Origin of the sequence: Xylophilus sp. GOD-11R, from assembly GCF_033546935.1 — a bacterium.
Classification (GTDB): domain Bacteria; phylum Pseudomonadota; class Gammaproteobacteria; order Burkholderiales; family Burkholderiaceae_C; genus Xylophilus.
This window is the reverse complement of record NZ_CP137854.1, coordinates 2,768,383-2,793,900: the sequence shown is the minus strand read 5'-3', so window position 1 is coordinate 2,793,900 and position 25,518 is coordinate 2,768,383. Positions and strand designations below refer to the sequence as shown.

At 66.0% G+C, this 25,518-nt stretch carries 23 protein-coding genes and 1 pseudogene; 22 read left to right on the top strand and 2 right to left on the bottom strand.

What is annotated here, in order from left to right:
* Positions 1 to 59: 59 nt before the first annotated feature.
* The gene (locus R9X41_RS13080; protein ID WP_318630894.1) at positions 60 to 881 is read right to left on the bottom strand and encodes a PP2C family protein-serine/threonine phosphatase; all 822 of its coding nucleotides are present in this window, start codon (positions 879 to 881) and stop codon (positions 60 to 62) included.
* A 263-nt stretch (positions 882 to 1,144) separates the two neighbouring features.
* Here R9X41_RS13080 and R9X41_RS13075 point away from each other — a divergent pair, with 263 nt between their 5' ends.
* A complete protein-coding gene (locus R9X41_RS13075) occupies positions 1,145 to 3,229 on the top strand; it encodes an ATP-dependent DNA helicase (protein ID WP_318635224.1) in 2,085 nt (694 codons plus the stop codon).
* A 21-nt stretch (positions 3,230 to 3,250) separates the two neighbouring features.
* Here the strand turns inward: R9X41_RS13075 and R9X41_RS13070 are convergent, their stop codons facing one another.
* Complete coding sequence (locus tag R9X41_RS13070; RefSeq protein ID WP_318630893.1) at positions 3,251 to 4,072, bottom strand: outer membrane protein assembly factor BamD; 822 nt, start codon at positions 4,070 to 4,072, stop codon at positions 3,251 to 3,253.
* 13 nt (positions 4,073 to 4,085) lie between these two features.
* Here R9X41_RS13070 and R9X41_RS13065 point away from each other — a divergent pair, with 13 nt between their 5' ends.
* From R9X41_RS13065 to R9X41_RS12965, 21 genes and pseudogenes are all read left to right on the top strand, one after another.
* Positions 4,086 to 5,177 carry an RluA family pseudouridine synthase gene (locus R9X41_RS13065; RefSeq protein WP_412556599.1) on the top strand — a complete coding sequence of 364 codons (1,092 nt, stop codon included), beginning with the start codon at positions 4,086 to 4,088 and terminating at the stop codon, positions 5,175 to 5,177.
* Positions 5,178 to 5,321: 144 nt separating this feature from the next.
* Positions 5,322 to 5,874: pseudogene (gene scpB, locus R9X41_RS13060) on the top strand (SMC-Scp complex subunit ScpB); the annotation flags it as partial.
* Positions 5,875 to 6,028: 154 nt separating this feature from the next.
* Entirely contained in the window at positions 6,029 to 7,294 is a 1,266-nt protein-coding gene (locus tag R9X41_RS13055) for a pseudouridine synthase (protein WP_412556598.1), read from the top strand.
* A 113-nt stretch (positions 7,295 to 7,407) separates the two neighbouring features.
* Positions 7,408 to 7,833: a nucleoside-diphosphate kinase gene (ndk, locus tag R9X41_RS13050; RefSeq protein ID WP_318630892.1), complete on the top strand. Its 426-nt coding sequence runs from the start codon at positions 7,408 to 7,410 to the stop codon at positions 7,831 to 7,833.
* A gap of 18 nt (positions 7,834 to 7,851) precedes the next feature.
* Positions 7,852 to 8,997: a dual-specificity RNA methyltransferase RlmN gene (rlmN, locus tag R9X41_RS13045; RefSeq protein ID WP_318630891.1), complete on the top strand. Its 1,146-nt coding sequence runs from the start codon at positions 7,852 to 7,854 to the stop codon at positions 8,995 to 8,997.
* 4 nt (positions 8,998 to 9,001) lie between these two features.
* Positions 9,002 to 9,874, top strand: a complete 873-nt coding sequence (gene pilW / locus R9X41_RS13040; RefSeq protein WP_318630890.1) for a type IV pilus biogenesis/stability protein PilW — start codon at positions 9,002 to 9,004, stop codon at positions 9,872 to 9,874.
* Positions 9,867 to 10,817, top strand: coding sequence for a helix-turn-helix domain-containing protein (locus R9X41_RS13035; protein ID WP_318630889.1), 951 nt, complete (start codon positions 9,867 to 9,869; stop codon positions 10,815 to 10,817). The genes pilW and R9X41_RS13035 overlap by 8 nt, the downstream gene beginning before the upstream one ends.
* 5 nt (positions 10,818 to 10,822) lie before the next feature.
* On the top strand, positions 10,823 to 12,130 hold the full coding sequence (gene ispG / locus R9X41_RS13030; RefSeq protein WP_318630888.1) for a flavodoxin-dependent (E)-4-hydroxy-3-methylbut-2-enyl-diphosphate synthase: 1,308 nt from the start codon (positions 10,823 to 10,825) through the stop codon (positions 12,128 to 12,130).
* 90 nt (positions 12,131 to 12,220) lie between these two features.
* Entirely contained in the window at positions 12,221 to 13,480 is a 1,260-nt protein-coding gene (hisS, locus tag R9X41_RS13025; protein ID WP_412556707.1) for a histidine--tRNA ligase, read from the top strand.
* 25 nt (positions 13,481 to 13,505) lie between these two features.
* Positions 13,506 to 14,177, top strand: coding sequence for a YfgM family protein (locus R9X41_RS13020; RefSeq protein ID WP_318630886.1), 672 nt, complete (start codon positions 13,506 to 13,508; stop codon positions 14,175 to 14,177).
* A gap of 5 nt (positions 14,178 to 14,182) precedes the next feature.
* Positions 14,183 to 15,352: an outer membrane protein assembly factor BamB gene (gene bamB / locus R9X41_RS13015; RefSeq protein ID WP_412556706.1), complete on the top strand. Its 1,170-nt coding sequence runs from the start codon at positions 14,183 to 14,185 to the stop codon at positions 15,350 to 15,352.
* Positions 15,353 to 15,386: 34 nt separating this feature from the next.
* Positions 15,387 to 16,730 (top strand): ribosome biogenesis GTPase Der, encoded by a 1,344-nt coding sequence (gene der, locus R9X41_RS13010; protein WP_318630885.1) that lies wholly within the window; start codon positions 15,387 to 15,389, stop codon positions 16,728 to 16,730.
* A 111-nt stretch (positions 16,731 to 16,841) separates the two neighbouring features.
* On the top strand, positions 16,842 to 17,090 hold the full coding sequence (gene hfq / locus R9X41_RS13005; RefSeq protein ID WP_318630884.1) for an RNA chaperone Hfq: 249 nt from the start codon (positions 16,842 to 16,844) through the stop codon (positions 17,088 to 17,090).
* A 115-nt stretch (positions 17,091 to 17,205) separates the two neighbouring features.
* Positions 17,206 to 18,384, top strand: coding sequence for a GTPase HflX (gene hflX / locus R9X41_RS13000; RefSeq protein ID WP_318635220.1), 1,179 nt, complete (start codon positions 17,206 to 17,208; stop codon positions 18,382 to 18,384).
* Positions 18,385 to 18,394: 10 nt separating this feature from the next.
* The gene (hflK, locus tag R9X41_RS12995) at positions 18,395 to 19,783 is read left to right on the top strand and encodes an FtsH protease activity modulator HflK (RefSeq protein ID WP_318630883.1); all 1,389 of its coding nucleotides are present in this window, start codon (positions 18,395 to 18,397) and stop codon (positions 19,781 to 19,783) included.
* A 27-nt stretch (positions 19,784 to 19,810) separates the two neighbouring features.
* The gene (gene hflC / locus R9X41_RS12990; protein ID WP_318630882.1) at positions 19,811 to 20,737 is read left to right on the top strand and encodes a protease modulator HflC; all 927 of its coding nucleotides are present in this window, start codon (positions 19,811 to 19,813) and stop codon (positions 20,735 to 20,737) included.
* Positions 20,738 to 20,751: 14 nt separating this feature from the next.
* The gene (locus R9X41_RS12985) at positions 20,752 to 20,940 is read left to right on the top strand and encodes a DUF2065 domain-containing protein (protein WP_318630881.1); all 189 of its coding nucleotides are present in this window, start codon (positions 20,752 to 20,754) and stop codon (positions 20,938 to 20,940) included.
* A gap of 73 nt (positions 20,941 to 21,013) precedes the next feature.
* Positions 21,014 to 22,162 carry an ATP phosphoribosyltransferase regulatory subunit gene (locus R9X41_RS12980; protein ID WP_318630880.1) on the top strand — a complete coding sequence of 383 codons (1,149 nt, stop codon included), beginning with the start codon at positions 21,014 to 21,016 and terminating at the stop codon, positions 22,160 to 22,162.
* A gap of 19 nt (positions 22,163 to 22,181) precedes the next feature.
* A complete protein-coding gene (locus tag R9X41_RS12975; protein ID WP_318630879.1) occupies positions 22,182 to 23,522 on the top strand; it encodes an adenylosuccinate synthase in 1,341 nt (446 codons plus the stop codon).
* Positions 23,523 to 23,568: 46 nt separating this feature from the next.
* Positions 23,569 to 24,093: a phosphoribosyltransferase gene (locus tag R9X41_RS12970; RefSeq protein WP_318630878.1), complete on the top strand. Its 525-nt coding sequence runs from the start codon at positions 23,569 to 23,571 to the stop codon at positions 24,091 to 24,093.
* A 117-nt stretch (positions 24,094 to 24,210) separates the two neighbouring features.
* Positions 24,211 to 25,436 (top strand): IS3 family transposase gene (locus R9X41_RS12965; protein ID WP_318630877.1). Its coding sequence is split into 2 segments (ribosomal slippage): positions 24,211 to 24,552 and positions 24,555 to 25,436, totalling 1,224 coding nucleotides; the frame shifts between segments, so codons are not numbered across the junction.
* Positions 25,437 to 25,518: the final 82 nt, after the last annotated feature.

The window sequence follows — 25,518 nt, the reverse complement described above, 5'->3', positions numbered from 1 at the left end:
AAGCACGGTCGAGCGCGCTGGAGCGCTTCCAACCGAGAAAGTTTCGGAAAAACGTTTTGCTACGCGGCCCGACGGGCGCTGCCGGCCGGCGTCGCTGGCGCAACCGGCCGGGCGTTGTCGGGCACTTCAGGCGGCTCCATGCGCACCAGGGCGAGCGACAGGTTGTCGCCGCCGCCCCGCGCACGTCGGCGTGCACCGGCCACCAGCGCCTGGGCCGCATCGCGCGGTGGCAGATCGACCAACGCCGAGCCGATCTCGTGGCTGGCGAAGTAATGCCAGAGGCCGTCGCTGCAGGCCATCAGGGTGTCGCCGGGTTCCAGGCGCGGAATGCTCTTCAGCGCGATCGGCGGCGGCTCCGGCGTGCCCAGGCAGCCCATGAGAATGTTGGACTTGGGGTGCACGTTGGCCTCGGCTTCGGAGATCTCGCCCCGGTCGACCAAGCCTTGCACGTAAGAATGATCACTGGTGCGATGCAGAAGATCGCGGCCGCGGAAGTGGTAGATGCGCGAATCGCCGACATGCACCCAGTGGCAGTCGCCCTTGGGGTTGATGAGAAAGGCGGCCAGCGTGCTGTGCGGCTCCTGCTCGGCCGACAGCGCGATCAGCCCGATGACCAGGTGCGCCTCTTCGGCGATGCGGCGCAGCAGGGCTTGCGCGTCGTCCTGGTAGGGCACGTACAGGTCGAACAGCTGCTGCGCGGTGAGGATCACTTGATCGGAGGCCTTGCGTCCGCCGCTGCGTCCGCCCATGCCGTCGGCCACAATGCCCAGCAGGCAGCCGTTGGCACGGGAATGGGGCAGCAGCGCCACGCGGTCCTGCTGATAGGCACGGTCGCCCTGGTGGATGCCAGTAGCACCGGCGAGACGGAAATGGGAGGACATGGGAAGGTCGCAGCTCAGGCGGCGCCGACTTTATCATCGGGCGTGCCTCATCCTGGCATGTCCTGGCGTTCCATGCATTTTTATTCCCTCCGAGTCCGCGTCGCCGCTGGCGCTTTCCTGGCCGGCCGGCCGCAACGGCCGTGAGCGACCCGACGTCGCCGCCGTGCAGCCCGCTCGTCGCGGCCGTGACCGAGGCTTTCACGCCCGGCGGCTGGCTCTCCGTCGCGACCGAGCATTTCCGTCCACGCGAAGGCCAACGCACCATGGCGCTGGCGGTGGCCGAGACCATCGACACGGGCGGCGTGCTGGTCGTCGAGGCCGGTACCGGCGTCGGCAAGACCTATTCGTACCTGGTGCCGGCCTTGCTCAGTGGCGAGCGCGTGCTGTTTTCAACCGCCACCAAGACCTTGCAGGACCAGCTCTTCTCGCGCGACCTGCCACTGCTGATCAAGGCCATCGGACTGCCGGTGCGCAGTGCCTTGCTCAAGGGCCGGGCAAGCTATCTGTGCCAGCAGCGACTGGAAGTCGCCCGCCAATCCGACGCCGGCGGCGATCGCAGCGTCGCGCGCATCCTCGCCCGGGTCGAAACCTGGGCCCAGGCCACACGCACCGGCGACCTCGGCGAGATGCCCGGGCTGGACGAACGTTCGCCGGTGTTGCCGCTCATCACCTCGACGCGCGAGAACTGTCTGGGTTCGCAGTGTCCGAAGTTTCGTTCCTGCCACGTCAACGTCGCCAGGCGCGATGCGCTGGCCGCCGATGTAGTGGTGATCAACCACCATCTCTTCTTCGCCGACCTGGCCGTGCGGGAGTCCGGCATGGCGGAGCTGCTGCCGACGGTGCGGGTAGCCGTGTTCGACGAGGCGCATCAGCTCAACGAAACCGGCGTGCAGTTTCTCGGCCTGCAGCTCGGTACCGGGCAGCTGCTCGACTTCGCCCGCGATCTGCTCGCCACCGGGCTGCAGCTGGCACGCGGCCTGGTCGACTGGCCTCGGCATGCAGCCGAGGTCGATCGCGTGGCACGGGATCTGCGTCTGGTCGCCGGGTCGTCTGCCGTCGGCAAGCTGCGCTGGACCGGCGTGGAGCCGGATGGCGTCGACCCGGCGCACTGGGCTTGCGCACTCGCCGCGATCGATGCGGCGCTGGAGTCGGCCAGAAACAGCCTGGACACGGTCAGCGAGATCGCGCCGGATTTCGTGCGGCTGTTCGAGCGGGCCACCGAACTGGGTCGGCGCACCGCGCGATTCAAGTCCGCTTGTGCGGCCGGATCGGTCCGCTGGGCCGACATCACACCGAACCAGCTGCGGCTGATGGAGTCGCCGCTGGACATCGCGCAGGCGGTTCGCGAACGCATGCTGGGCCTGCCGTCCGAAGATGCGGGCGCTGCGGCTCGCGCGCCCGCCGAGGATCCGCCTTACCTGGATGACGACGGCGAAGACGATCTGGCGGCCCTGCAGGCCGGCTGGCCCGGTGATGCGGGTGATCGCGCAGCCGGCGGGCCATCACCGGACGGCGGCCGGCCACGCGCCTGGATCTTCACCTCCGCCACCCTGGGCAACGATGCGCGCCTGAACTGGTTCACTGAGCCTTGCGGCCTGCAGGACGCGCGCATCATGCGTGTGGAAAGCCCGTTCGACTACGCCACCCAGGCGGCGATCCATGTGCCCCCGAACCTGCCCAAGCCGGCCGATCCGGGCCATCCGGCGGCGCTGGCCCGACTCATCGTGCCGGCCATCGAAAGAATCGGCGGGCGGACCCTGGTACTGACGACGACCCTGCGCGCCTTGCGAACCATGGGCGAGGTGCTGCAGTCGTACTTCGCCGCCACCCACGGCGTGGAGGTGCTGGTGCAGGGCCAGGGCACCAAACGCCAGTTGCTGGACCGGTTTCGTGAAGGCGCAAGCCAGGGGCGGGCGGGTTGCGTGCTGGTGGCGTCCGCCTCGTTCTGGGAGGGGGTCGACGTGCCGGGCGATGCGCTGCAGATGGTGGTGATCGACAAACTGCCTTTTCCGCCGCCCAACGACCCGCTGGTGGAAGCGCGCGCGCAGCGGCTGGAGAGCGAGGGGCGCAGTGCCTTCAACGCGTATTTCGTGCCCGAAGCGGCGGTGGCGCTCAAGCAGGGCGCCGGTCGGCTGATTCGGCGGGAGGACGACCACGGCATCCTGGTCGTGGGCGATACCCGCCTCACGTCCATGCCCTACGGACGTCGCCTGCTGGCCGGCCTGCCGCCGATGCGCAGGCTGGGCACCCAGGAGGAATTCGACCAGGCCATCGACGTGCTGGCGGCGGTGGGCGCAGCGGCGTCTGCCGCCGGTCTACCCGACACCTCGGGATTCGACGACTGGTGACCCGCCGCCGTCAGGCCAGACTTACCAGAGCTTCCACCACGGGTCGGTCGGGCCGCGGACCGTGCCCTTGACGTAGCCGCTGTCGGGGAAGTTGGCCGCCATGACACGACGCGTGTCGTCGCTCAGATCCTTCAGGCCCAGCGCGGTGTAGGACTGCATGAGGATGAACAGCGCTTCTTCGGTGGCTGGCACGCCGGTGTAACCGGAGATGGCGTTCTGCGCCCGGTTGATCGCCGCCACGTAGGCGCCACGGCTGTAGTAGTAGCGCGCGACATGGACCTCGTACTGCGCCAGCGAATTGACGATGTAGGTCATGCGCTGGCGGCTGTCCGGCGCGTACTTGGATTCCGGAAAGCGGTTGACGAGCTGGCTGAAGGTGTCGAACGAATCCTTGGCCGCCTTCTGGTCGCGCTCGGAAAGATCCTGACGCGAGATCGACGAGAACAGCCCCAGGTCGTCGTTGAAGTTGGCCAGACCCTTCAGGTAGAAGGCATAGTCGAGCGCGGGGCTGGCCGGATGCAGCTTGATGAAGCGGTCGAGCGTGGCGACGGCCTGCACCTGCTGGCCGCCCTTGTACTGGGCGTAGGCCTTTTCGAGCTCGGCCTGCTGGGCCAGCGGCGTACCGGCGGCACGGCCTTCCAGCTTTTCGTAGAGCGGGACGGCCTTGTCGTAATTGGCCGACGAGGCTTCGTCCTTGGCTTCGGAATAGATCTTGTTGGGGCTCCAGCCCGCGGTCTGGTCGTCGATCGACGTGGTTCCGCAGCCGCCGAGACTGGCGAGCACCGCTGCTGCCAGGACCAGGGAGCCACCGGCGGGCACCAACGATAATTTGACTCGACGCATCACAGGCAACCCTTTGAGAAAAACCCCCGGGATTATATCGGCGGCCCCCCAGCCGCCCACCGCATCGCCCATTGCCGACGAGGACTTGCCGGTGGCCGGCCAGGGCCTGGACGACGAAAGCGACGGCGAAAGCGAGGCCGAAGCCGACATCGCCGAGACGGCGAGCGAGTCGCGCCATTTCGTCGTGCCCGCCAGCTTGCACGGCGAGCGGCTCGACCGCGCTCTGACCACCGCCGCGCCGGAGTTCTCGCGCAGCTACCTGCAGCAACGCGTGGCCTCGGGCGACGTCAGGCTCAACGGTGCGGTCGCCGCCAAGCCGTCGGCCAAGGTGCGTGCGGCCGATCGGCTGGAAATCGACCTGCGCCCCACGCCGCAGAGCCAGGCCTTTTTGCCGGAAGAAATGCCCTTGCAGATCGTCTATGAAGACGAGGACCTGCTGGTCATCGACAAGCCTGCCGGTCTGGTCGTGCATCCGGCGCCCGGCAACTGGCGCGGCACCTTGCTCAACGGCCTGCTGGCCCGCGATCCGGCCGCGGCGATGCTGCCGCGCGCCGGCATCGTCCATCGGCTCGACAAGGACACCAGCGGCCTGATGGTGGTGGCGCGCAGTCGCCGCGCCATGGATGCGCTGGTCAAGGCCATCGCGGCGCGGGAGGTCAGCCGGCAATACCTGGCGCTGGCACATCGGCCCTGGGTCGGTCCGGCCGAGCGTGAAATCGATTCGGCAATCGGCCGCGATCCGCGCAACCGGCTGCGCATGGCGGTGGTCGACCTGGCGCGGCAGTCCGGCAAGACGGCACGCACGAGCTTCCTGCTACTGGCCAATGCCGAGGAGGGCTGTTGGGTGCAATGCGTGCTGCATACCGGGCGTACCCATCAGATCCGGGTCCATCTGGCCTCGATCGGGCATCCGCTACTGGCCGATGGTGTCTATGGCGGGGCTCCGGCCGCCGGCATGCAACGCCAGGCGCTGCATGCGTTCCGGCTGGCGTTCGAGCACCCGGCGGACGGCCGGCCGATGCAATTCGAGTCGCCCGCGCCCGCTGACCTGCGTGAAGCGCTCGATGCGTGGGGCCTCGCTTACAATCCGCCACAGCCCGCCTGAGCGCTTCGCAGAGCGCACGGCAGCGGCAACACACCGCTGTCCTGCCGCCGCCGACCGTCGCACCGGTCGGCCTTCGCCGCCCCTGGCGCCAACGCCCACGCGGCGCCGCCCTTCAATCGCCATGCCACCCGAAAGCGCACGACCATGAACACGGCGGATGCCAAGCGCATCCTCGAGACCGCTCTGATCTGCTCGCCCCAGCCCTTGCCGCTGCGCGAGATGCGCCTGCTGTTCGACGACGGCCTGGGTGCCGATACCGTGCGTCAGTTGCTCGAAGACCTGCAGGCCGACTGGACCCAGCGCGGCGTCGAGCTGGTGCAGGTGGCTACCGGCTGGCGTTTTCAGAGCCGCCCGCAGATGCGGCCCTATCTCGATCGCCTGCACCCGGAAAAGCCACCGCGCTACAGCCGTGCCACGCTCGAAACGCTGGCGATCATCGCCTATCGGCAGCCGGTGACCCGTGGCGATATGGAAGACATCCGCGGCGTCGTCGTCAACAGCCTCATCGTGAAACAGCTCGAGGATCGTGGCTGGATCGAGGTCATCGGTCACCGCGAAACCGTCGGCCGGCCGGCGCTGTTCGCTACCACCAAGCAATTTCTCGACGACCTGGGGCTGGCGTCGCTCGACCAGCTTCCGCTGGCCGACGGCGCCGCTGCCGAAAAGGCCTTGCGGGCTGCGCTGCAGGAGCAGGGCGACGATCTCCTGCAGGGCAACCTGTCGATCGACGACCTGCCGCCTGCGCAGACCGCTCACGACGCGCCCGCCGTCCCCGAACCCGATCAAACCAACGATCCCGCCATCGACACGCCCGCTGTGGCCGATGCGCCGGACGAATCCAAGGCCTCCCCATGAACGCATCCACGCCCGAAGACGACCAGGCGCCAGCCGAGGCGACGTCGCCCACGCCGGCACCGCATGCAGACGAATCGCCAGTGGCGTCCGTCGGCCAGAACGACGACGGCCGCTTCGGTGATGTCGTCTCCGGCCGCTTCGACGAGGAAGTCGAAGGCGTCGACGACGAAGAATCGGCCGATGCCACGCCGCAAAAGCGCGTGCTTCAACCGCAACAGGATTCCCCCAAGCTGCACAAGGTGCTGGCCCAGGCGGGACTGGGTTCGCGCCTCGAGATGGAGCAGATGATCCTGGAAGGCCGCATATCGGTGAACAACGAGCCGGCCCACGTCGGCCAGCGCATCCAGTACGGCGACCAGATCCGCATCAACGGCAAGGCGGTGCGTGTTCGTATCGAGCCACCGCCGGCCCGGGTCATCGCCTATCACAAGCCGGCAGGCGAGGTCGTCACCCACGACGACCCACAGAACCGGCCGACGGTGTTTCGTCGCCTGCCGCGCCTGCACAACGGCAAGTGGCAATCGGTCGGTCGCCTTGACCTGAATACCGAGGGCTTGCTGCTGCTCACCAGTTCCGGGGAGGTGGCCAACCGCCTCATGCATCCACGCTTCGGCCTGGAGCGCGAGTACGCGGTGCGCGTGCTGGGGGCCCTGAGCAACGACGAGAAGCAGAAGCTGCTCGACGGCGTGCGTCTCGAGGACGGCATGGCGCAGTTCGGCTCCATCGAGGATGGCGGCGGGGAGGGCGCCAACACCTGGTACCGGGTGACGATTTCCGAAGGGCGCAACCGCGAAGTGCGGCGCATGCTGGAAGCGGTGGGCCATGCGGTCAGCCGACTGATCCGCATTCGCTACGGTGCGATGCAGCTGCCGCGCGGCCTGAAGCGCGGCTCGTTCATGGAGCTCGACGAACGCGATATCGCCGCGCTGATGGACGCCGCCGGCATGCCGCGTGCCGCGCCGCCGCGCAAGACCGTCGACAAGCGCCGCGAGGGTGGGGGTCGTGCGCCGGCGCCCAGCCGCATCTTCGGTGCCTTCGGCAAGGGCGGCGCAGCGGGCGCCCCGCCGGCTGCGCCGGTGCGTCCGGCCGGACCGAAAGGCGGCTACAAGAACGCCGAACGTGTGGCCGCGGCCCGGGGCGATGCCCAGCCCGATCCTCTCAAGACCTCGGTCGGCTACATCGGCGCCGACAGCCTGAAGCGCCAGCGACAGGAGCAAAAGCGCGCCAAGCCACCGGCGGGGTCGCGTGGACGCAGCCGTTGATCGTGCGACGGGCCCGAAAAGCCGCTTGACACCGGGTTAAAATCGCGGGCTTTGCCGCTTCGGCAAAATCGTCGCATAGACATTCACCAGAACAGGACCATCCAGGAAAACCCATGGCAATCGAACGCACTCTCTCCATCATCAAGCCCGACGCCGTCAAGAAGAACGCGATCGGCCAGATCGTCGCCCGTTTCGAAGCCGCCGGCCTGAAGGTAGTCGCCGCCCGCCTGACCCAGCTGTCGCGCGCCGAAGCCGAGCAGTTCTACGCCGTGCACGCCGCCCGTCCGTTCTTCAAGGACCTCGTCGACTTCATGATCTCCGGCCCGGTGTTCGTCCAGGCCCTCGAAGGTGAAGGCGCCATTCTCAAGAACCGCGACCTGATGGGCGCCACCGATCCGAAGAAGGCCGAAAAGGGCACCATCCGCGCCGACTTCGCCGACAGCATCGATGCCAACGCCGTCCACGGCTCCGACGCCGCTGAAACCGCTGCCGTCGAAATCGCTTTCTTCTTCCCCGCCATGGGCATCTACAGCCGCTGAGCGGTTGTCGCGCCACGCATGAACTCCCTGACCAACCTGCTCGATTTCGACCTCGACGGGTTGGCCGCGTTCTGCGAACAACTGGGTGAGAAGCGCTTCCGCGCCACCCAGTTGTTCCGCTGGATCCACCAGCGGGGCGCATCCGATTTCTCCGCGATGAGCGACCTGGCCAGGTCTCTCCGCGAAAAACTGCCGGGCATCGCCGAAGTGCGGGCCCTGCCAGTCGTCGCCGAACATGTGTCGGCCGACGGCACTGTCAAATGGTTGTTCGATGTGGGTGACGGAAATGCGGTCGAAACCGTGTTCATCCCCGAGGACGATCGCGGCACGCTCTGCATCTCGTCGCAGGCGGGCTGCGCGGTCAATTGCCGCTTCTGCTCCACCGGGCATCAGGGCTTCAGCCGCAACCTCACCACCGCCGAGATCACCGGCCAGCTCTGGTATGCCGAGCATGCCTTGCGCAATCGCCTGGGCACCACCGAACGGGTGGTTTCCAACGTCGTGATGATGGGCATGGGCGAGCCGCTGCAGAACTATTCGGCGCTGGTGCCGTCGCTGCGCACCATGCTTGACGACCACGCCTACGGCATGTCGCGCCGGCGCGTGACGGTGTCCACCTCCGGCGTCGTGCCGATGATGGACCGGCTCTCGCAGGACTGTCCGGTCGCGCTGGCCGTGTCGCTGCATGCGCCCACCGACCCGTTGCGCGACAACCTGGTGCCGCTCAACCGCAAATATCCCATCGCCGAGTTGCTCGACGCCTGCAAACGGTACCTGCAGTTCGCGCCACGCGACTTCATCACCTTCGAATACTGCATGCTCGACGGTGTGAACGATCTTCCGGAGCACGCCGACCGCCTGGCTGCCCTCGTGCGCGAGCATGGCGACGGCGCGGGGCTGTCTTGCAAGTTCAACCTCATTCCGTTCAACCCGTTTCCCGCGTCCGGCCTGAAGCGTTCGCCGCGCGAGCGGGTCACCGCGTTTGCCAAGCGACTGAGCGACGCCGGCATCGTCACCACGATCCGCAAGACCCGTGGTGACGACATCGATGCCGCCTGTGGTCAGTTGGCCGGCGATGTGAAAGACCGCACCCGGGTCGGTGAGCGAATCGCCCGGCAGCGAAGCATTCCACTGATCCCGGTCGCCGTCGGCAGGGAGTCCTGACAGGATGTCAGGATCTTTCCTGGGTCTTTTCGCGGCGCTACACTGGCAACGCCGTCGGGAGACGGCCTTGGCTGCTGTCTTCGCCTGCGCGCTCGCAGTGCTCGTGTCGGGCTGCGTTTCGAGCACCGTGGTCACGCAGCAGCCGGTGTCACAGACCAGCGAGGTCACGCGCCCCGAACTCGTCACCGCGTCGGACGAGTCGCCCGGCCGCCGCCGTGCGCGCATCCGGATCGAGCTCGCGTCCGGTTATTTCGAGACCGACAAGCCCACCGTCGCCCTCGACGAGGTGAAGCAGGCGATCGCCGCGGATCCCAACTACGCTCCGGCCTACAGCCTGCGCGGCCTCATCTACATGCGGCTCAACGACTTCGACCTCGCGGCCGAAAGCTTTCGTCGGGCCACCACCTTGAACCCGCGCGATGCGGACACCTTGCACAACCATGGCTGGCTCATGTGCCAGCAAAAGCGTTTCGAAGAAGCCGACCGGCTCTTCTCGCAAGCAGCCACCACACCGGGCTACACCAACCTGCCCAAGACCCTCATGGCCCAGGGCCTGTGCCGGGTCCGTTGGGGCCGGCCCGCCGAAGCCGAGACCACGCTGACCCGCGCCTATGATCTCGATCCGGGCAACCCGATCGTCGGATACACACTGGCCAACATGCACTTCCAGCGCGGCGACATGGCCGGTTCTCGCTTCTATATTCGCCGTGTCAACAACGGCGAATTCGCGACGGCCGAATCTCTGTGGCTGGGGATGCGGGTGGAACGCCGGCTCGGCGACAACGTCGCGCTGTCGCAACTGGGCGAACAACTGCGCAAGCGTTTCCCGCAATCGCGGGAGGCCGCTTCTTTCGAACGTGGAGTCTTCGATGAGTGAGACGGAGCAGGCCCTGCCGGCCGGCCCGAGCGCCGGCGCCATGCTGCGGGCGGCACGCGAACAGGCCGGTGTGCATATCGCTTCCCTGGCCGTCGCGCTGAAGGTTCCGGTGGCCCGCCTCGAGGCACTCGAGGCCGAGCGCTTCGACCTGTTGCCCGATCCACCTTTCGTGCGGGCGCTTGCCGGCGGTGTGTGCCGCGCGCTCAAGCTCGATCCGGGGCCGGTGCTCGCACGCCTTCCGCAAAAGAATCCACCGCAGCTCGCAGCGACGGTCGAACGAAGTGACCGCACCACCTTTCGCACCACCACCGCGGCCCCCGCCGGCCTGGCAGGTATCGGTAGCGGCGCGCGGCATCCGGTTTTCTGGGTCGTCGTGGTGATTTTGCTGGCCGCTGCCACCTTGCTGCTGGTGCCTGCCGCCCGGCTCGATGCCTGGATGCAGGCCGTGCTCGGCACGCCACGAACCGAGGATGCCTCGGCGCCGGTCGGCGGCAACGGTGATCAGCAGACGCTTCCGGGTGAGCCGCCCGTTGCCGCCGTAGCGCCGATGGGACCGGAATCGACCCGGGGCGAGCCTCAGTCAGCCGCCGGTGCGTCGGCTTCGTCCGCGCCTGCGGTTGCCGCTTCGGAGTCGGCCTTGCAGTCGTCCGCCGCCATGACCACGGCCGCAACGCCCGCTTCCTCCCCGGCTACCGGGGCTGCTGGCGAAGGCGTTGTCACGTTCACTGCCACCGACGCCTCCTGGATTCGTGTGACCGATAGCCGGGGCACGACCGTCATGGAGAAGGTTCTCCAGCCCGGTTCGCAGCTGAGTGCCAACGGCACGCCACCCTTGTCCGTCGTGGTGGGCAACGCCGGTGCGACCTCGGTGCAGGTCCGCGGCAAAGCTTTCGACCTGAGCGCGATCACGCGCAACAACGTCGCCCGTTTCGAAGTGAGGTGACCGCCTTGTCCGACCTTTCCGCACCCCATTGCTTCCCATCCGACACGGCGGGACCGATCGATGTCGCCCATCCCCCGGCCAGGCGCTCGCGCCAGGCCCGAGTGGTATGGGGACCGCGCGTGGTCACCGTGGGTGCCGACGCGCCTGTGCGCGTGCAATCGATGACCAACACCGACACGGTGGACGCCGTCGGTACCGCGATCCAGGTCAAGGAACTGGCCAATGCCGGCTCGGAGATGGTGCGCATCACCGTCAACACCCCCGAGGCGGCCGCTCAAGTTCCCTACATCCGGGAGCAGCTCGACCGCATGGGCATCGACGTGCCGCTCATCGGCGACTTCCACTACAACGGCCACCGGCTGCTCACCGACTATCCTGCATGCGCCGAGGCGCTGTCGAAGTACCGCATCAACCCCGGCAACGTCGGCAAGGGCGACAAGCACGACAAGCAGTTCGGCCAGATGATCGATGCGGCCTTGCGCTGGAACAAGCCGGTGCGCATCGGCGTGAACTGGGGCAGCCTCGACCAGGAGCTGCTGGCGTCGCTGATGGACGAAAACAGCCGCCGCAGCCAGCCCTGGGAAGCGCGCCAGGTGATGTACGAAGCGCTCATTACCTCGGCCATCGACTCCGCCCGGCTCGCCGAGCGCATGGGCATGGACGGCAGCCAGGTGATCCTGTCGTGCAAGGTCAGCGGCGTGCGTGACCTGGTTTCCGTTTACCGGGAACTGGCGCGGCGCTGCGACTATCCGCTGCACCTGGGACTGACCGAAGCCGGCATGGGCACCAAGGGCACGGTGGCCTCGGCCGCGGCCTTGTCGGTGCTGCTGCAGGACGGCATCGGCGACACGATCCGGGTGTCCCTGACGCCGCAGCCGGGCGAAGCACGAACGCAGGAGGTGGTCGTTGCCAACGAGATCCTGCAGGCCATGGGCCTGCGTGTCTTCGTGCCCAGCGTCACTGCCTGCCCCGGTTGCGGGCGCACCACCAGCAGTACCTTCCAGGAGCTGGCAAAGCAGATCGACGACTTCCTGCGCATGCAGATGCCCGTCTGGCGCAAGACCTACCCGGGCGTCGAAGGCCTGAAGGTCGCGGTGATGGGCTGCATCGTCAACGGCCCGGGCGAAAGCAAGCACGCCGACATCGGCATCAGCCTGCCGGGCACCGGCGAGGCGCCGGCGGCGCCGGTCTTCATCGACGGCGAGAAGGCGCTGACCCTGCGCGGCGAGAACATCGCAGCCGAGTTCCAGCAGCTCGTCGAACGCTATATCGAACAACGTTTCGGCAATCCGTCCACCGTGGCGGCTGCCTGATTTCCTTTCAAGATGGCTGAGAACACACAAGCCGCGCCCGCGGCCGGCGCCCCCGTGGGCAAGCTTTCGCGCCTGCCAGGCGTGAAGGGCATGAACGACATCCTGCCGCCGGATTCCGCGCGCTGGGAGTGGCTGGAGGAGAAGGTGCGCGGCCTCATGGCGCGCTACGCCTTCCGCAACATCCGCACGCCCATCGTCGAGCCGACCGCGCTTTTCGTGCGTGGCACCGGGCAGACCACCGACATCGTCGAGAAGGAGATGTATTCCTTCTCCGACCGGCTCAACGGCGAAGAGCTGACCCTGCGCCCGGAAAACACGCCCGGCGTGGTGCGCGCCGCTATCGAGCACAACCTGACCTACGACGGCGGCAAGCGGCTCTACTACATGGGGCCGATGTTCCGGCACGAACGTCCGCAACGTGGCCGTTATCGCCAGTTCTACCAGCTAGGCGTCGAGGCGCTCGGCTTCGCCGGTCCGGAGATGGACGCGGAGGTCATGCTGCTGGTTCACACGTTGTTCCAGGAACTCGGCTTGCGCAACGTGCGGGTCGAACTTAACAGCCTGGGTGTGCCGGCCGAACGGCTGGCGCACCGCGCGGCGCTCGTCGCCTACTTCGAGGGCCATGCCGCGCTGCTGGACGAAGACGCCCGTCGGCGGCTGCACACCAACCCGTTGCGCATTCTCGACACCAAGAATCCCGCGATGCAGGACATGGTCCGCCAGGCCCCGCAATTGCTCGACTATCTCGGGGAGTCGTCACGGCGCCATCTGGAAACGGTGCAGCAATTGCTGACGGCCTGCGGCGTGCCCTGGACGGTCAATCCGCGCCTGGTGCGGGGTCTGGACTACTACTCGCACACCGTCTTCGAATTCATCACCGACGAACTTGGCTCCCAGGGCACGCTCTGCGGCGGTGGCCGCTACGACGGCCTGTTCGAGCTGCTGGGCGGCAAGCCCACGCCCGCGGTGGGCTGGGGGATGGGCATCGAGCGGGTACTCGAGTTACTGCAGGCGCAGCAAGCCTCCGCGCAGGCAGCGGCGCTCGACGCCTACGCCATCGTTCCGGACGCGTCCGCGCTGGTGCAGGTGGTGCCGGCGCTGCAGGCCTTGCGCGCAGCTGGCGTGTCGGTGCAGATGCACGCCGGAGCCGGCGAGGGCATGGGCAGCTTCAAGTCGCAATTCAAGAAAGCCGATGCCAGCGGTGCGAACTTCGCCCTGGTTTTTGGAGCTGACGAACTCGCCCGGGGCGAGGTCACGGTCAAGGCCTTGCGCGACGGCGCAGGCACCCAGCGGCTCGAGCGCCTGGACGCCATGGCGTCCTGGGCCTCCAGCCTACAATCCCGCGCTTGATCAGCGCAGTGACAAACAGCATTTCATGGCCATTCATCTAGACCTCGAAGAACAAGAACAGCTCGACCAGCTCAAGCACGTCTGGTCGCGCTGGGGCACGCTGATCACCGCCGTCGTCACGGTCATCGCGCTGGGCTTCGCTGCCTGGAATCTCTACAACTTCTGGGACCGCCGCCAGGCGGCGCAGTCCGCCGTGCTCTACGACGAAGTCGAGCGCGCGGTGCAGGCAGGTGATGCGAGTCGCGCCCAGCGGGCCTTCGACGACCTGCGTGACCGGTTCGGTCGCACCGTCTACGCCCAGCAGGCCGGTCTTGCAGCCGCCAAGGTGCTGCTCGACAAGGGCAATGCCGACGGCGCCAAGGCCGCGCTGACCTGGGTCGCGGACAAGGGCCGTGACGATGGCCTGAAGGCCGTGGCGAAGCTTCGCACCGCGTCCATCCTGCTCGACGCGAAATCCTACGACGAAGCCCTGAAGCAGCTCGACACCGCCATGCCCGTTGCGTTTGCGCCGCTCGCCGCCGATCGCAAGGGCGACATCCTCGCCCGCCAGGGCAAGTCGGCCGACGCCGTGGCTGCCTACACGACCGCGTGGAAAGGTCTGGATGCGCAATCCGAATACAGGCAACTGGTGGAAATCAAGCTCAATGCGCTCGGCGTCGATCCGCGTGCATCCGCCGAAAAGCAGGCTACCTCGTGAACCGTATGACCTTTTCGTCTTCCTTGCGCCCCTATGCCCTGGTCGCCGTCACGGCCGCCATGATCGGGCTGGGTGGCTGTTCGATATTGCCGGAATCGATGCGCACCATGTTCGGCGGAACCCCGCCGCCCAAACCAGCGGAACTCGGGCCCGTCGTGGCGAAGGTAGCGGTTCGGCAGGCGTGGACCGCCAAGATTCCCGCTACTGGCAGCTTCCCGGTGGCGTTGCAGGTCAATGGCGACAAGGTCACCCTGGGCGCCGACAACGGCACCGTGGTTTCCTTCGAAGCCCGCACCGGCCGTGAACTCTGGCGCGCCAGCGCCGGTGCACCGCTGTCTGCCGGCGTCGGCAGCGACGGCAATCTGACTGCGGTGGTTACCCGCAACAACGAACTGGTCGCTTTTTCCGGCGGCCGCGAAGCATGGCGCCAGGCCCTGACCGCCGAGGCGTTCACCGCGCCTTTCGTGGCCGGCGAGCGCGTCTTCGTCCTGGCTGCCGACCGCTCGGTCATCGCCTTCGATGGCAAGACCGGTCGCCGCCTGTGGATCCAGCAGCGCACCGGCGATCCGCTGGTGCTGCGCCACGGCGGCGCTCTGCTGGCTGTGGGCGACACGCTGGTGGTGGGGCTCGCCGGGCGCTTGGTGGGCATGAATCCGATCAATGGTTCCACGCGCTGGGAAGCCCCGGTGGCGGTGACCCGTGGCACCAATGACATCGAACGCCTGGTCGACATCGTGGGCCGCACCGCGCGCGACGACAGCATCGTCTGTGCCCGCGCATTCCAGTCGACGGTCGGCTGTGTCGACGCGTCCCGAGGCCAGCTGCTCTGGGCGCGCCCGGCCGCCGGTTTCACCGGCCTGGACGGCGACGAGTCGCGCCTCTACGGTACCGAGTCCAATGGCAATGTGGTCGCCTGGAATCGTGCCGACGGCGAACGCAGCTGGAACATCGAAACCCTGCGTTATCGCCACCTCAGCGCCCCACTGGTGCTGGGACGCTCGGTTGCCATCGGCGACGACTTCGGCCTGGTCCACATGCTCTCGCGAGAAGACGGCTCCCCCGTCAACCGGCTGACGACCGATGGCTCCGCCATCACCGCCGCGCCCGTCGTGGCGGGCGATACCCTCATCGTGGTCACCGCCAAGGGCGGTGTCTACGGCTTCGTGCCCGACTAAGAAATTTCAGGCTGCAGGCCTGATCCGCTGATTCATGAAACCGGTCATCGCGCTCGTAGGGCGCCCCAATGTCGGCAAGTCCACGCTGTTCAATCGCATGACCAAGTCGCGCGATGCCATCGTGGCGGATTTCGCCGGCCTCACGCGAGACCGGCATTACGGCAACGGCCATATCGGCCGACGCGAGTTCATCGTCATCGACACCGGCGGCTTCGAACCCGATGCCGCCGACGGAAACATCTTTCACGAGATGGCCAAGCAGACGCGTCAGGCGGTGGCCGAAGCGGATGTGGTCGTCTTCGTGCTCGATGCCCGCGCGGGCGTGTCGTCGCAGGATCACGATATCGCGAGCTACCTTCGACGCCTCGGCAAGCCCTGCATCCTGGCGGCCAACAAGGCCGAAGGCATGCGCGAAGGCGCGCAACTCGCGGAATTCTTCGAGCTCGGGCTCGGCGAAGTCCATGGTGTCTCCGCTGCCCACGGGCAGGGCGTGCGCAGTCTGCTGGAATTGGCGCTCGAGACCCTGAATCTCCCCGAAGAAGACGACGAGGAGGAGGGCGAAGAGATCGTGGTGAAGCTGGCCGTCGCGGGTCGCCCCAACGTCGGTAAGTCGACCCTCATCAACACCTGGCTCGGCGAGGAACGACTGGTCGCTTTCGACATGCCCGGAACCACGCGCGACGCCATCTCGGTGCCCTTCGAGCGCAACGGCACCAAGTTCGAGCTCATCGACACCGCTGGTCTGCGCCGCAAGGGCAAGGTCTTCGAGGCGATCGAGAAGTTCTCGGTGGTGAAGACGCTGCAGGCGATCGAATCGGCCAACGTCGTGCTGCTGTTGATCGATGCCACACAGGGCGTGACCGACCAGGACGCCCACATCGCAGGCTACATCCTGGAAAGCGGTCGCGCCGTGGTTATCGCGATCAACAAGTGGGATGCGGTAGACGCCTACCAGCGCGAACTGGTTCAGCGATCGATCGAAACACGCCTCGCGTTCCTCAAGTTCGCCACGCTGCTGTTCATCTCAGCCAAGAAGCGCCAGGGGCTCGGCCCGCTTTGGGACGCCATCGCGCAGGCCCATCGTGCAGCTGTCTGCAAGATGTCGACGCCGGTGCTCACCCGGGTTTTGCTGGAAGCGGTGCAATTCCAGTCGCCTCAAAGGGGTGGCATGTTCCGGCCCAAACTGCGCTATGCGCACCAGGGCGGCATGAATCCTCCGGTGATCGTGATCCATGGCAATTCGCTGGAACACGTCACGGCCGCCTACATGCGCTTTCTCGAAGGCCGGTTTCGCAAGGAGTTCGACCTGGTGGGCACGCCTTTGCGAATCCAGATGAAGACTTCGGAAAATCCGTACGCCAGTAAAAAGCCTGATTGACCTTTCACTGCACAGGTCTGTTACGGAATTACCGCGCTTCTGGGCAGAAGTGCCCAAAGCGTGTGTTAAGGTGGTGTTTTACAACAACATAGTTTGAACACGGAGCATATCGTGAGCAACAAGGGCCAACTTCTTCAAGACCCGTTCCTGAATGCGCTTCGGCGTGAGCATGTGCCGGTTTCCATTTACCTGGTAAACGGTATCAAGCTTCAGGGACAGATCGAATCCTTCGATCAATATGTCGTGCTGCTGCGCAATACGGTGACGCAGATGGTTTACAAGCACGCCATTTCCACCATCGTTCCGGGACGCGCAGTGAATTTCACCACTGCGGACAGCGCCGACGATACCGCTGCTTGAGGTCGATTCAACCCGCGGCCCGGCAACGATCTTCCACCTTCGGCGCACCAGCGCCGTATAGCTTGATTGCCGCGCCTTGAATTTCGACGACTCGGCCGACGTCCCCCCGGCACCGGTGGTGCTGGTGGGAGTGGACCTCGGCTTTCCCCATTTCGACGGCGAACTCGAAGAGCTCGGTTTGCTTGCCCAGACGGCGGGGCTGCAACCGGTCGCGCGCATCATCGCGCGCCGCAAGGCGCCCGATGCAGCGTTGTTCGTTGGCAGCGGCAAGGCCGATGAAATCAAGATGCTGGCTGAGCACCATGGCGCGGTCGAAATTCTTTTCGACCAGGCCCTGAGCCCGGCCCAGCAGCGCAACCTGGAACGCCACCTCGGCCTCCCGGTCAACGACCGTACCTTGCTCATCCTGGAAATCTTCGCGCAACGCGCCAGGAGCCATGAGGGCAAGCTGCAGGTCGAGTTGGCGCGTTTGCAATATCTGAGCACGCGCCTCGTTCGTCGCTGGTCTCACCTGGAGCGCCAACGTGGTGGTATCGGCGCGCGCGGCGGTCCTGGCGAGACGCAGATCGAACTCGATCGACGCATGATCGGCGAGACCATCAAGCGCACCAAGGAGCGGCTGGCCAAGGTCAAGCGCCAGCGGGGCACCCAGAGGCGCCAGCGCGAGCGCAGGGAAACCTTCAATATCTCGCTCGTCGGCTACACCAACGCCGGCAAGTCGACGCTTTTCAATTCACTCGTCAAGGCGCGTGCCTACGCGGCGGACCAGCTGTTCGCCACGCTGGACACCACCACGCGCCAGCTGTACCTGGGTGCGGAGGCCGGATCCGTGTCGCTCTCCGACACCGTGGGTTTCATTCGCGACCTGCCGCACGGCCTGGTCGACGCTTTCCAGGCGACCCTGCAGGAAGCGGTCGACGCCGACCTGCTGCTCCACGTGGTCGATGCCTCCAATCCGGAATTCACCGAGCAGATCGCACAGGTTCAGCGCGTACTGCATGAGATAGGCGCCGCCGAAGTGCCGCAGCTGCTGTTCTTCAACAAGATCGATGCCCTGCCCGAGGAAAAGCTCCCGCTGGCGCCGCAAGACACCTACGAGGTCGAGGGCACCCAGGTGCCTCGCATCTTCGGCAGCGCTCGGGAAGGCGTCGGCATTGACCTGCTGCGCAAGGCGCTCGCCGAGGCGGCCGTAGCGCGGCGCGGCTCGATGGCCCGCAACGAAGACGGTTCTTTGGTTTCCGCGTCCGACGATTTCGGCACAATCGCCACCCACCATACCAACGTGTCACAGTGAGACTTCGCGCATGACTCTCCAATCATCAGGCCTGCGATGGGCAGGGCTGCCAGGCCGACTCAGGGGAATGTTCAACCTGAATGATCCGCGCTGGGGCCGCAGTGATGACGCCGGCGGCGAGGGTTCGCGTCCGGACGGACAGCGTCCGCAGCAGGACCCGCAGAATCAGCGGCCCCGGGGCCAGGGACCGAACCAGGGTCCACCAGACCTCGAAGAACTCTGGCGTGACTTCAACCGCAAGCTCGGCGGTCTGGTGCGAGGCCGTGGCCGCAACGGCGGTTCGTCGGGCGGCGGTGGCGGCAACGGCGGCTTCCAGCCCGACATGAAGAACGCCGGTGTTGGCCTGGGGCTGCTGGCTGGTGCCCTGCTGCTGATCTGGCTGGGAACCGGCTTCTTCATCGTCCAGGAAGGGCAGCAGGGCGTCATCACGCAGTTCGGCAAGTACAAGTCGACGGTCGGCGCCGGCTTCAACTGGCGCCTGCCTTACCCGATCCAGCGCCACGAACTGGTGTTCACCTCGCAGATCCGCTCGGTCGACGTAGGCCGTGACAGCATCGTGCGGTCCACCGGCCTGCGCGAATCCGCCATGCTGACGCAGGACGAGAACATCGTCGAGATCAAGTTCGCGGTGCAGTACCGCCTGAACGACGCTCGGCAATACCTCTTCGAAAGCAAGGATCCGCAAACCGCGGTGGTCCAGGCGGCCGAGAGTTCGGTGCGTGAAGTGGTCGGCAAGATGAAGATGGATTCGGCGCTCGCCGAGGAGCGCGACCAGATCGCGCCCCGTGTGCGTGCGCTGATGCAGGCCATCCTGGACCGTTACGAGGTCGGCATCGAGATCGTCGGCATCAACCTGCAGCAGGGCGGGGTGCGCCCACCCGAGCAGGTGCAGTCGTCGTTCGACGATGTGCTGAAGGCGGGCCAGGAACGTGAGCGTGCCAAGAACGACGCCCAGGCCTACGCCAACGACGTGATTCCCCGTGCGGTCGGTACCGCGTCGCGCCTCAAGGAAGAGGCCGACGGCTACAAGGCCCGCATCGTGGCGCAAGCCCAGGGCGATGCCCAGCGCTTCAGCGCCGTGCTGGCCGAGTACCAGCGTGCGCCGCAGGTCACCCGGGACCGCATGTATCTGGACACGATGCAGAGCATCTACGCCAACGTCACCAAGGTCGTGGTCGATTCGAAGCAGGGCTCTAACCTGCTGTATCTGCCGCTCGACAAGCTGATGCAGGCCCAGCCTGCCGCCGCCGCCGCCACCGGCAGCGCCGCCGAAGCCGCCGCCGCGGCGACGATGAGCGGCAATGCGTCCTCCGCAGGCTCGGCTTCGCCGCCACCGGTGTATTCGGGCGACATGCGCACCCGTGACAACGAGCGCTCTCGCGATCGCGAGTCACGCTAATCCATCACCAGAGTCCCGGGACCCGTCGTGAACAGAATCGGTTTTATCGCTACCTCCATCATCGTCCTGCTGGTCCTGGCCAGCTCGACCATGTTCGTTGTCGACCAGCGCCAGTTCGGCGTGGTCTATGCGCTCGGCCAGATCCGCGAGGTGATCGCCGAGCCCGGCCTGCACTTCAAGCTGCCGCCGCCTTTTCAGAATGTCTCGTACATCGATCGCCGCCTGTTGACGCTCGACAGCAGCGACACCGAGTCGATGCTGACGGCCGAGAAGCAGCGCGTCGTGATCGACTGGTACGTGCGCTGGCGCATCGTCAATCCGTCCGAGTACATCCGTAATGTCGGCCTCGACGAGGCGGCCGGTGCCAACCAGCTGAATCGCGTGGTGCGCAACGCTTTCCAGGAAGAAATCAATCGAAGAACGGTGCGAGACCTGATCTCGCTCAAGCGCGACGACCTGATGACCTCGGTCAAGCGCGAAGTGCTCGAGCGCGTCAAGGGTGCCAAGCCCTGGGGCGTCGATGTGGTGGATGTGCGCATCACCCGTGTCGACTATGTCGAGGCCATCACCGAGTCGGTCTATCGCCGCATGGAGGCCGAACGCAAGCGCGTGGCCAACGAACTGCGCTCGACCGGCGCGGCCGAGGGTGAAAAGATCCGTGCCGACGCCGATCGCCAGCGCGAGGTCGCCATCGCCAACGCCTACCGTGACGCGCAGAAGATCAAGGGCGAAGGCGATGCCGAAGCCGCCCGGGTCTATGCCGAGGCATTCGGCCGCGATCCGCAGTTCGCCCAGTTCTACCGCAGCCTTGAGTCCTACAAGGCCAGCATCGGCAAGAAGGGTGACGTGCTGGTGGTCGACCCCGCATCTTCCGAGTTCTTCCGGGTGTTCCGCAACGGCGCAGGTGGTGCGGGTGCGCAGGCACCGGCGCCCGCAGCGGCCGCGCGGCGCTGAGGCGCAGCGTCCGCGTGGATTGGTTGCTCTTCCTCCAGGCGTTCGGATTGTTCCTCGTATTCGAGGGCCTCTGGCCCTTCCTGTCGCCCCTGCGTTGGCGTGAGGCCATGACCCGCCTCGCCGGTTTGAGCGACCGGCACATCCGGCTCACCGCCCTGGCCAGCATGGCCGGTGGCCTCGTTCTGCTCTGGTGTTCGCATTGATTCAGCCGCCTTGCGGCGGCTGTTACAACGCGTGCCGGTAGAATCACGTTTTTAACAGCGTCCGTCTTTTTTCATGTCCGCCTGGGTCCTACCGGATCACATCGCCGATGTGCTGCCTTCCGAGGCCCGCCACATCGAAGAGCTTCGCCGTGATCTGCTGGACACGGCTCGGGGCTATGGCTATGAGCTGGTGATGCCGCCGCTGCTCGAGCACCTCGAATCACTGCTGACCGGAACCGGTGAAGCACTCGATCTGCAAACCTTCAAGCTGGTCGACCAACTCTCCGGCCGCATGATGGGCCTGCGTGCGGACACCACGCAGCAGGTCGCCCGCATCGATGCCCATCTGCTCAACCGCCAGGGCGTGACACGCCTGTGCTACTGCGGCCCGGTGCTGCATACGCGGCCGGGCAGGCCGCATGCCACGCGCGAGCCGTTGCAGTTCGGGGCCGAAATCTATGGCCATGCCGGCGTGGAAGCCGATGTCGAAGTACTGCGCCTGGCCCTGGATTGCCTCGACGCCGCCAAGCTCGGTGGCGTGCAGATCGACCTGGGCGATGCTCGCATTCCACGTGCCTTGCTCGCCGGCATCGATGCGCCCGAAGGGCTGATGAACGACGTGCGCGCCGCGCTGGCTGCGAAAGATGCCAGCGGCCTGGCGGTGCTCACGCGCCCATTTCCTGCCAAGGTGCGCGACGGCCTCTCGGCGCTCGTCGGGCTGTACGGCGATGCAGCCGTCCTCGACGAGGCGGCGGTGGCGCTGGCCTCGTTCGCCGAGGTCGGCTCCGCGCTCGACAGTCTGCGGCGCCTTGCCGCCGCCGTGCCGGGCGCCAAACCCAGTTTCGATCTGGCCGACCTGCGCGGCTATGCGTATTACAGCGGCGCACGTTTTGCCATGTATGTGTCCGGCGCGAGCGATGCCATCGTTCGTGGCGGCCGTTACGACGAAGTCGGTGCCGTGTTCGGGCGCAATCGTCCCGCGGTCGGCTTCAGCCTCGACTTGCGCGAGCTGGTGGGCGTGGTGCCGCCGCGCGAGCTGCGGGCGGCCGTGCGGGCTCCCTGGTCCGACGATGCCGCGCTGGCCAAGACCATCGGCGAGCTTCGTGCCGATGGTGAAACCGTGGTCTGCGTCATGCCGGGCCACGAGAGCGAGATCGACGAGTTCCGCTGCGACCGCGAACTGGTGCTGCGCGCCGGATCGTGGACCGTGTCATCCCTTTGAACTGAATTTCAGATTCCAAATGAGCAAGATTAATGGGCCGGTCGCCGGTCGGAATGTGGTCGTGGTCGGCACCCAGTGGGGTGACGAAGGCAAGGGCAAGCTGGTCGACTGGCTGACCGAGAGCGCACAAGGCGTGGTCCGGTTTCAGGGCGGTCACAACGCGGGCCATACGCTCGTTATCAACGGTGTGAAGACGGCTCTGCATTTGATCCCGAGCGGCATCATGCGTCCGGGCGTGAAGTGCTACATCGGCAACGGTGTGGTGCTGTCGGCGGCCAAGCTGTTCGAAGAAATCGCCGGCCTGGAGAAGGCTGGCGTCGAGGTGCGTTCGCGTCTGCGCATCAGCGAGGCCTGCCCGCTGATCCTGCCTTTCCATGCCGCGCTGGACGTGGCCCGCGAGGTCTACCGCGAGCGCGGTGGCAACGAGAAGATCGGCACCACCGGCCGCGGTATCGGTCCGGCGTACGAGGACAAGATCGCCCGCCGTGCCCTGCGCGTGCAGGACCTGCGCCATCCCCAGCGCTTCGCCGAAAAGCTGCGCATCCTGCTGGATCTGCACAACCATGTGCTGACGCAGGTGCTGGGCGCCGAAGCCATCGACTACGACACCGTCTACGACGAAGCGATGGTGCATGCCGAGTTGCTCAAGCCCATGATCGCCGATGTTTCGCGCGAGCTCAACGATGCCCATCGTGACGGCGCGAACCTGCTGTTCGAAGGCGCACAGGGCACGCTGCTGGACGTGGATCACGGCACTTATCCGTACGTCACCTCCAGCAACTGCGTTGCCGGCAATGCGGCCGCCGGCTCCGGTGTGGGCCCCGGCATGCTGCACTACGTGCTGGGCATCACCAAGGCGTACTGCACGCGTGTGGGCGGCGGCCCGTTCCCGACCGAACTCGACTGGGAAACCCCCGGCACCGTGGGCTATCACCTCTCGACGGTCGGCGCCGAAAAGGGCGTGACCACCGGACGCAGCCGTCGTTGCGGCTGGTTCGACGCGGCGCTGCTCAAGCGCTCCGCCCAGGTCAACGGCCTGACCGGCCTGTGCATCACCAAGCTCGACGTGCTGGATGGCATCGAGGAACTGATGCTGTGCACCGGCTATGAACTCGACGGCGAAGTGACCGACATCCTGCCGGTCGGCGCCGACGAGATCGAACGCTGCAAGCCCATCTACGAAACGCTCGGCGGCTGGACCGACTCCACCGTGGGCGTCACCAACTACGACGACCTGCCGGTGAACGCACGCCTTTATCTGCAACGCATCGAGCAGGTGACCGGCGTGCCAATCGCGCTCATTTCCACCAGCCCGGACCGTGACCACACGATCCTGATGCAGCACCCCTACCTGGCCTGAATCTCGCTGTGCACTATCTCCAGACCTCGCCCCAGGAGCTTTCTCGATGCTGACCGAAGACGGCAAACACCTCTATGTGAGTTACGACGAGTACCACAGCCTCATCGAGAAGCTTGCGATCAAGGTGCATCAGTCGGGCTGGGAGTTCGACACCATCCTGTGCCTGGCGCGTGGGGGGCTGCGTCCCGGCGACATCCTTTCGCGCATCTTCGACAAACCCCTGGCCATCATGTCGACGAGCTCGTACCGCGCCGACGGCGGCACGGTGCGGGGCCATCTCGACATCGCGCGCTTCATCACTACACCGCGCGGTGAAATCGCGGGCAAGGTGCTGCTGGTCGACGACCTGGCCGACTCGGGGCACACGCTCAGTGCCGTCATGGACAACTTGCGCACCCACTACAAGCCGATCAGCGAACTGCGCAGCGCGGTGATCTGGACCAAGGGTGTCTCGGTCTTCACGCCGGACTACTCGGTCGAGTTCCTGCCGACCAATCCGTGGATTCACCAGCCTTTCGAGGGCTACGACATTCTGGGTCCGGAGAAGCTGATCGAGAAATGGAAGATCTGACCACGCCGCCCGGTGTGACCCGATCGAACAAAAGCCGGCGCTGAGCCGGCTTTTTTTTGGGGGTTGACCCGTCCTGCCCAGCGTTGACACCTCGACCTTGCAGAAAGGGCATGTGTCATGGAATCAGGGATTAAGCGCACGCAGCGTGACTACACGCTGGCTTTTAAGCTGGCAGTTGTCGCGCAGGTAGAAAAAGGCGAGTTGACATACAAGCAGGCTCAGATGCGGTACGGCATTCAGGGCCGCAGCACGGTGCTGGTGTGGTTGCGCAAGCATGGTCGCCAGAGTTGGGGCGTGGCGGCATCATCGGCAGCCATGCCGTTAAACAAGACCGCCTCATCGCTCACACCCGAGCAGCAGATCAAAGCCTTGCAGGTCCAGCTCCGGCTGGCTCAGGAGAAGGCGCAGCTCTTTGAAGCCGTGGTCGACGTGCTCAAGAAGGACTACGGGGTGCGCATCGTAAAAAAGCCTTTGGGCAAGTCCTCGCGCAAAAGCTCGTCCAAGGACTGAGCGTGAGCAGGGCTTGCCAACACATGGGCATGAGCCGACAGGCCTTCTACCAAGCCAGCAGCCGCCAGGCGCGGCGTACCGAGCAGGCACACGTTGTCGTGCAACTCGTGCGCGACCAGCGCATGCGCCAGCCACGCGTAGGCACGCGCAAGCTCCACTGCATGTTGCGCCAGCCGCTGCAGGACCAGGGCATCCGCCTGGGCCGTGACGCGCTCTTCGATGTGCTGCGTAATGCTGGCTTGCTTGTGACGCCCAGGCGGGCGTACCACAAGACCACCGACAGCCATCATCGCTTCCGGCGGCATCCGAACCTGCTCAAGGCGGGGCCGCAGCAAATCCATGCCACCGGCAGCGAGCAGGTATGGGTGGCCGACATCACCTATTTACCGACCGCTGGCAAGTTCGTCTACCTGAGCCTGATCACCGACATGTACTCCCGCAAGATCGTCGGCTGGCACGTGCATGCAAGCCTGCAGACAGAGGAGGTGGCCCAGGCGATGAAGATCGCCTTGCGGTCGCGCCAGACACGACAGGCCCTGGTCCACCACAGTGATCGAGGCATCCAGTACTGCTCGACCTATTACCAGGAGCTGCACCGACGCCATGGCGTCACCTGCTCGATGACCGATGGCTACGACTGCTACCAGAATGCTCTGGCCGAGCGCGTCAACGGCATTCTCAAAATGGAGTTTTTACTGAACCGCCCGGCCGATCTGCGCCAGGCGCGCCGCGTGGTCGAGCAGTCGGTGCAGATCTACAACCACGAGCGACTGCATACGTCGCTGAAAATGCAAACGCCCGATGCAGTGCACCGGGCGTCGCTGGCCGGCTGAACCGGCATTTTTAAACGTCCGGGGGTGTCAACTCTATTCAGGACGGGTCAGGTGCTGCAAAGAGTGGAGGGTGGCGCTATGC

Excerpts from the sequence above, each read along its gene's own strand:
- R9X41_RS13080 (WP_318630894.1), bottom strand. The coding sequence starts at position 881 with ATGTCCTCCCATTTCCGTCTCGCCGGTGCTACTGGCATCCACCAGGGC.
- R9X41_RS13075 (WP_318635224.1), top strand. The coding sequence starts at position 1,145 with ATGGCGCTGGCGGTGGCCGAGACCATCGACACGGGCGGCGTGCTGGTC.
- R9X41_RS13070 (WP_318630893.1), bottom strand. The coding sequence starts at position 4,072 with ATGCGTCGAGTCAAATTATCGTTGGTGCCCGCCGGTGGCTCCCTGGTC.
- R9X41_RS13055 (WP_412556598.1), top strand. The coding sequence starts at position 6,029 with ATGAACGCATCCACGCCCGAAGACGACCAGGCGCCAGCCGAGGCGACG.
- ndk (WP_318630892.1), top strand. The coding sequence starts at position 7,408 with ATGGCAATCGAACGCACTCTCTCCATCATCAAGCCCGACGCCGTCAAG.
- rlmN (WP_318630891.1), top strand. The coding sequence starts at position 7,852 with ATGAACTCCCTGACCAACCTGCTCGATTTCGACCTCGACGGGTTGGCC.
- pilW (WP_318630890.1), top strand. The coding sequence starts at position 9,002 with ATGTCAGGATCTTTCCTGGGTCTTTTCGCGGCGCTACACTGGCAACGC.
- R9X41_RS13035 (WP_318630889.1), top strand. The coding sequence starts at position 9,867 with ATGAGTGAGACGGAGCAGGCCCTGCCGGCCGGCCCGAGCGCCGGCGCC.
- hisS (WP_412556707.1), top strand. The coding sequence starts at position 12,221 with ATGAACGACATCCTGCCGCCGGATTCCGCGCGCTGGGAGTGGCTGGAG.
- R9X41_RS13020 (WP_318630886.1), top strand. The coding sequence starts at position 13,506 with ATGGCCATTCATCTAGACCTCGAAGAACAAGAACAGCTCGACCAGCTC.
- bamB (WP_412556706.1), top strand. The coding sequence starts at position 14,183 with ATGACCTTTTCGTCTTCCTTGCGCCCCTATGCCCTGGTCGCCGTCACG.
- der (WP_318630885.1), top strand. The coding sequence starts at position 15,387 with ATGAAACCGGTCATCGCGCTCGTAGGGCGCCCCAATGTCGGCAAGTCC.
- hflK (WP_318630883.1), top strand. The coding sequence starts at position 18,395 with ATGACTCTCCAATCATCAGGCCTGCGATGGGCAGGGCTGCCAGGCCGA.
- R9X41_RS12980 (WP_318630880.1), top strand. The coding sequence starts at position 21,014 with ATGTCCGCCTGGGTCCTACCGGATCACATCGCCGATGTGCTGCCTTCC.
- R9X41_RS12975 (WP_318630879.1), top strand. The coding sequence starts at position 22,182 with ATGAGCAAGATTAATGGGCCGGTCGCCGGTCGGAATGTGGTCGTGGTC.
- R9X41_RS12970 (WP_318630878.1), top strand. The coding sequence starts at position 23,569 with ATGCTGACCGAAGACGGCAAACACCTCTATGTGAGTTACGACGAGTAC.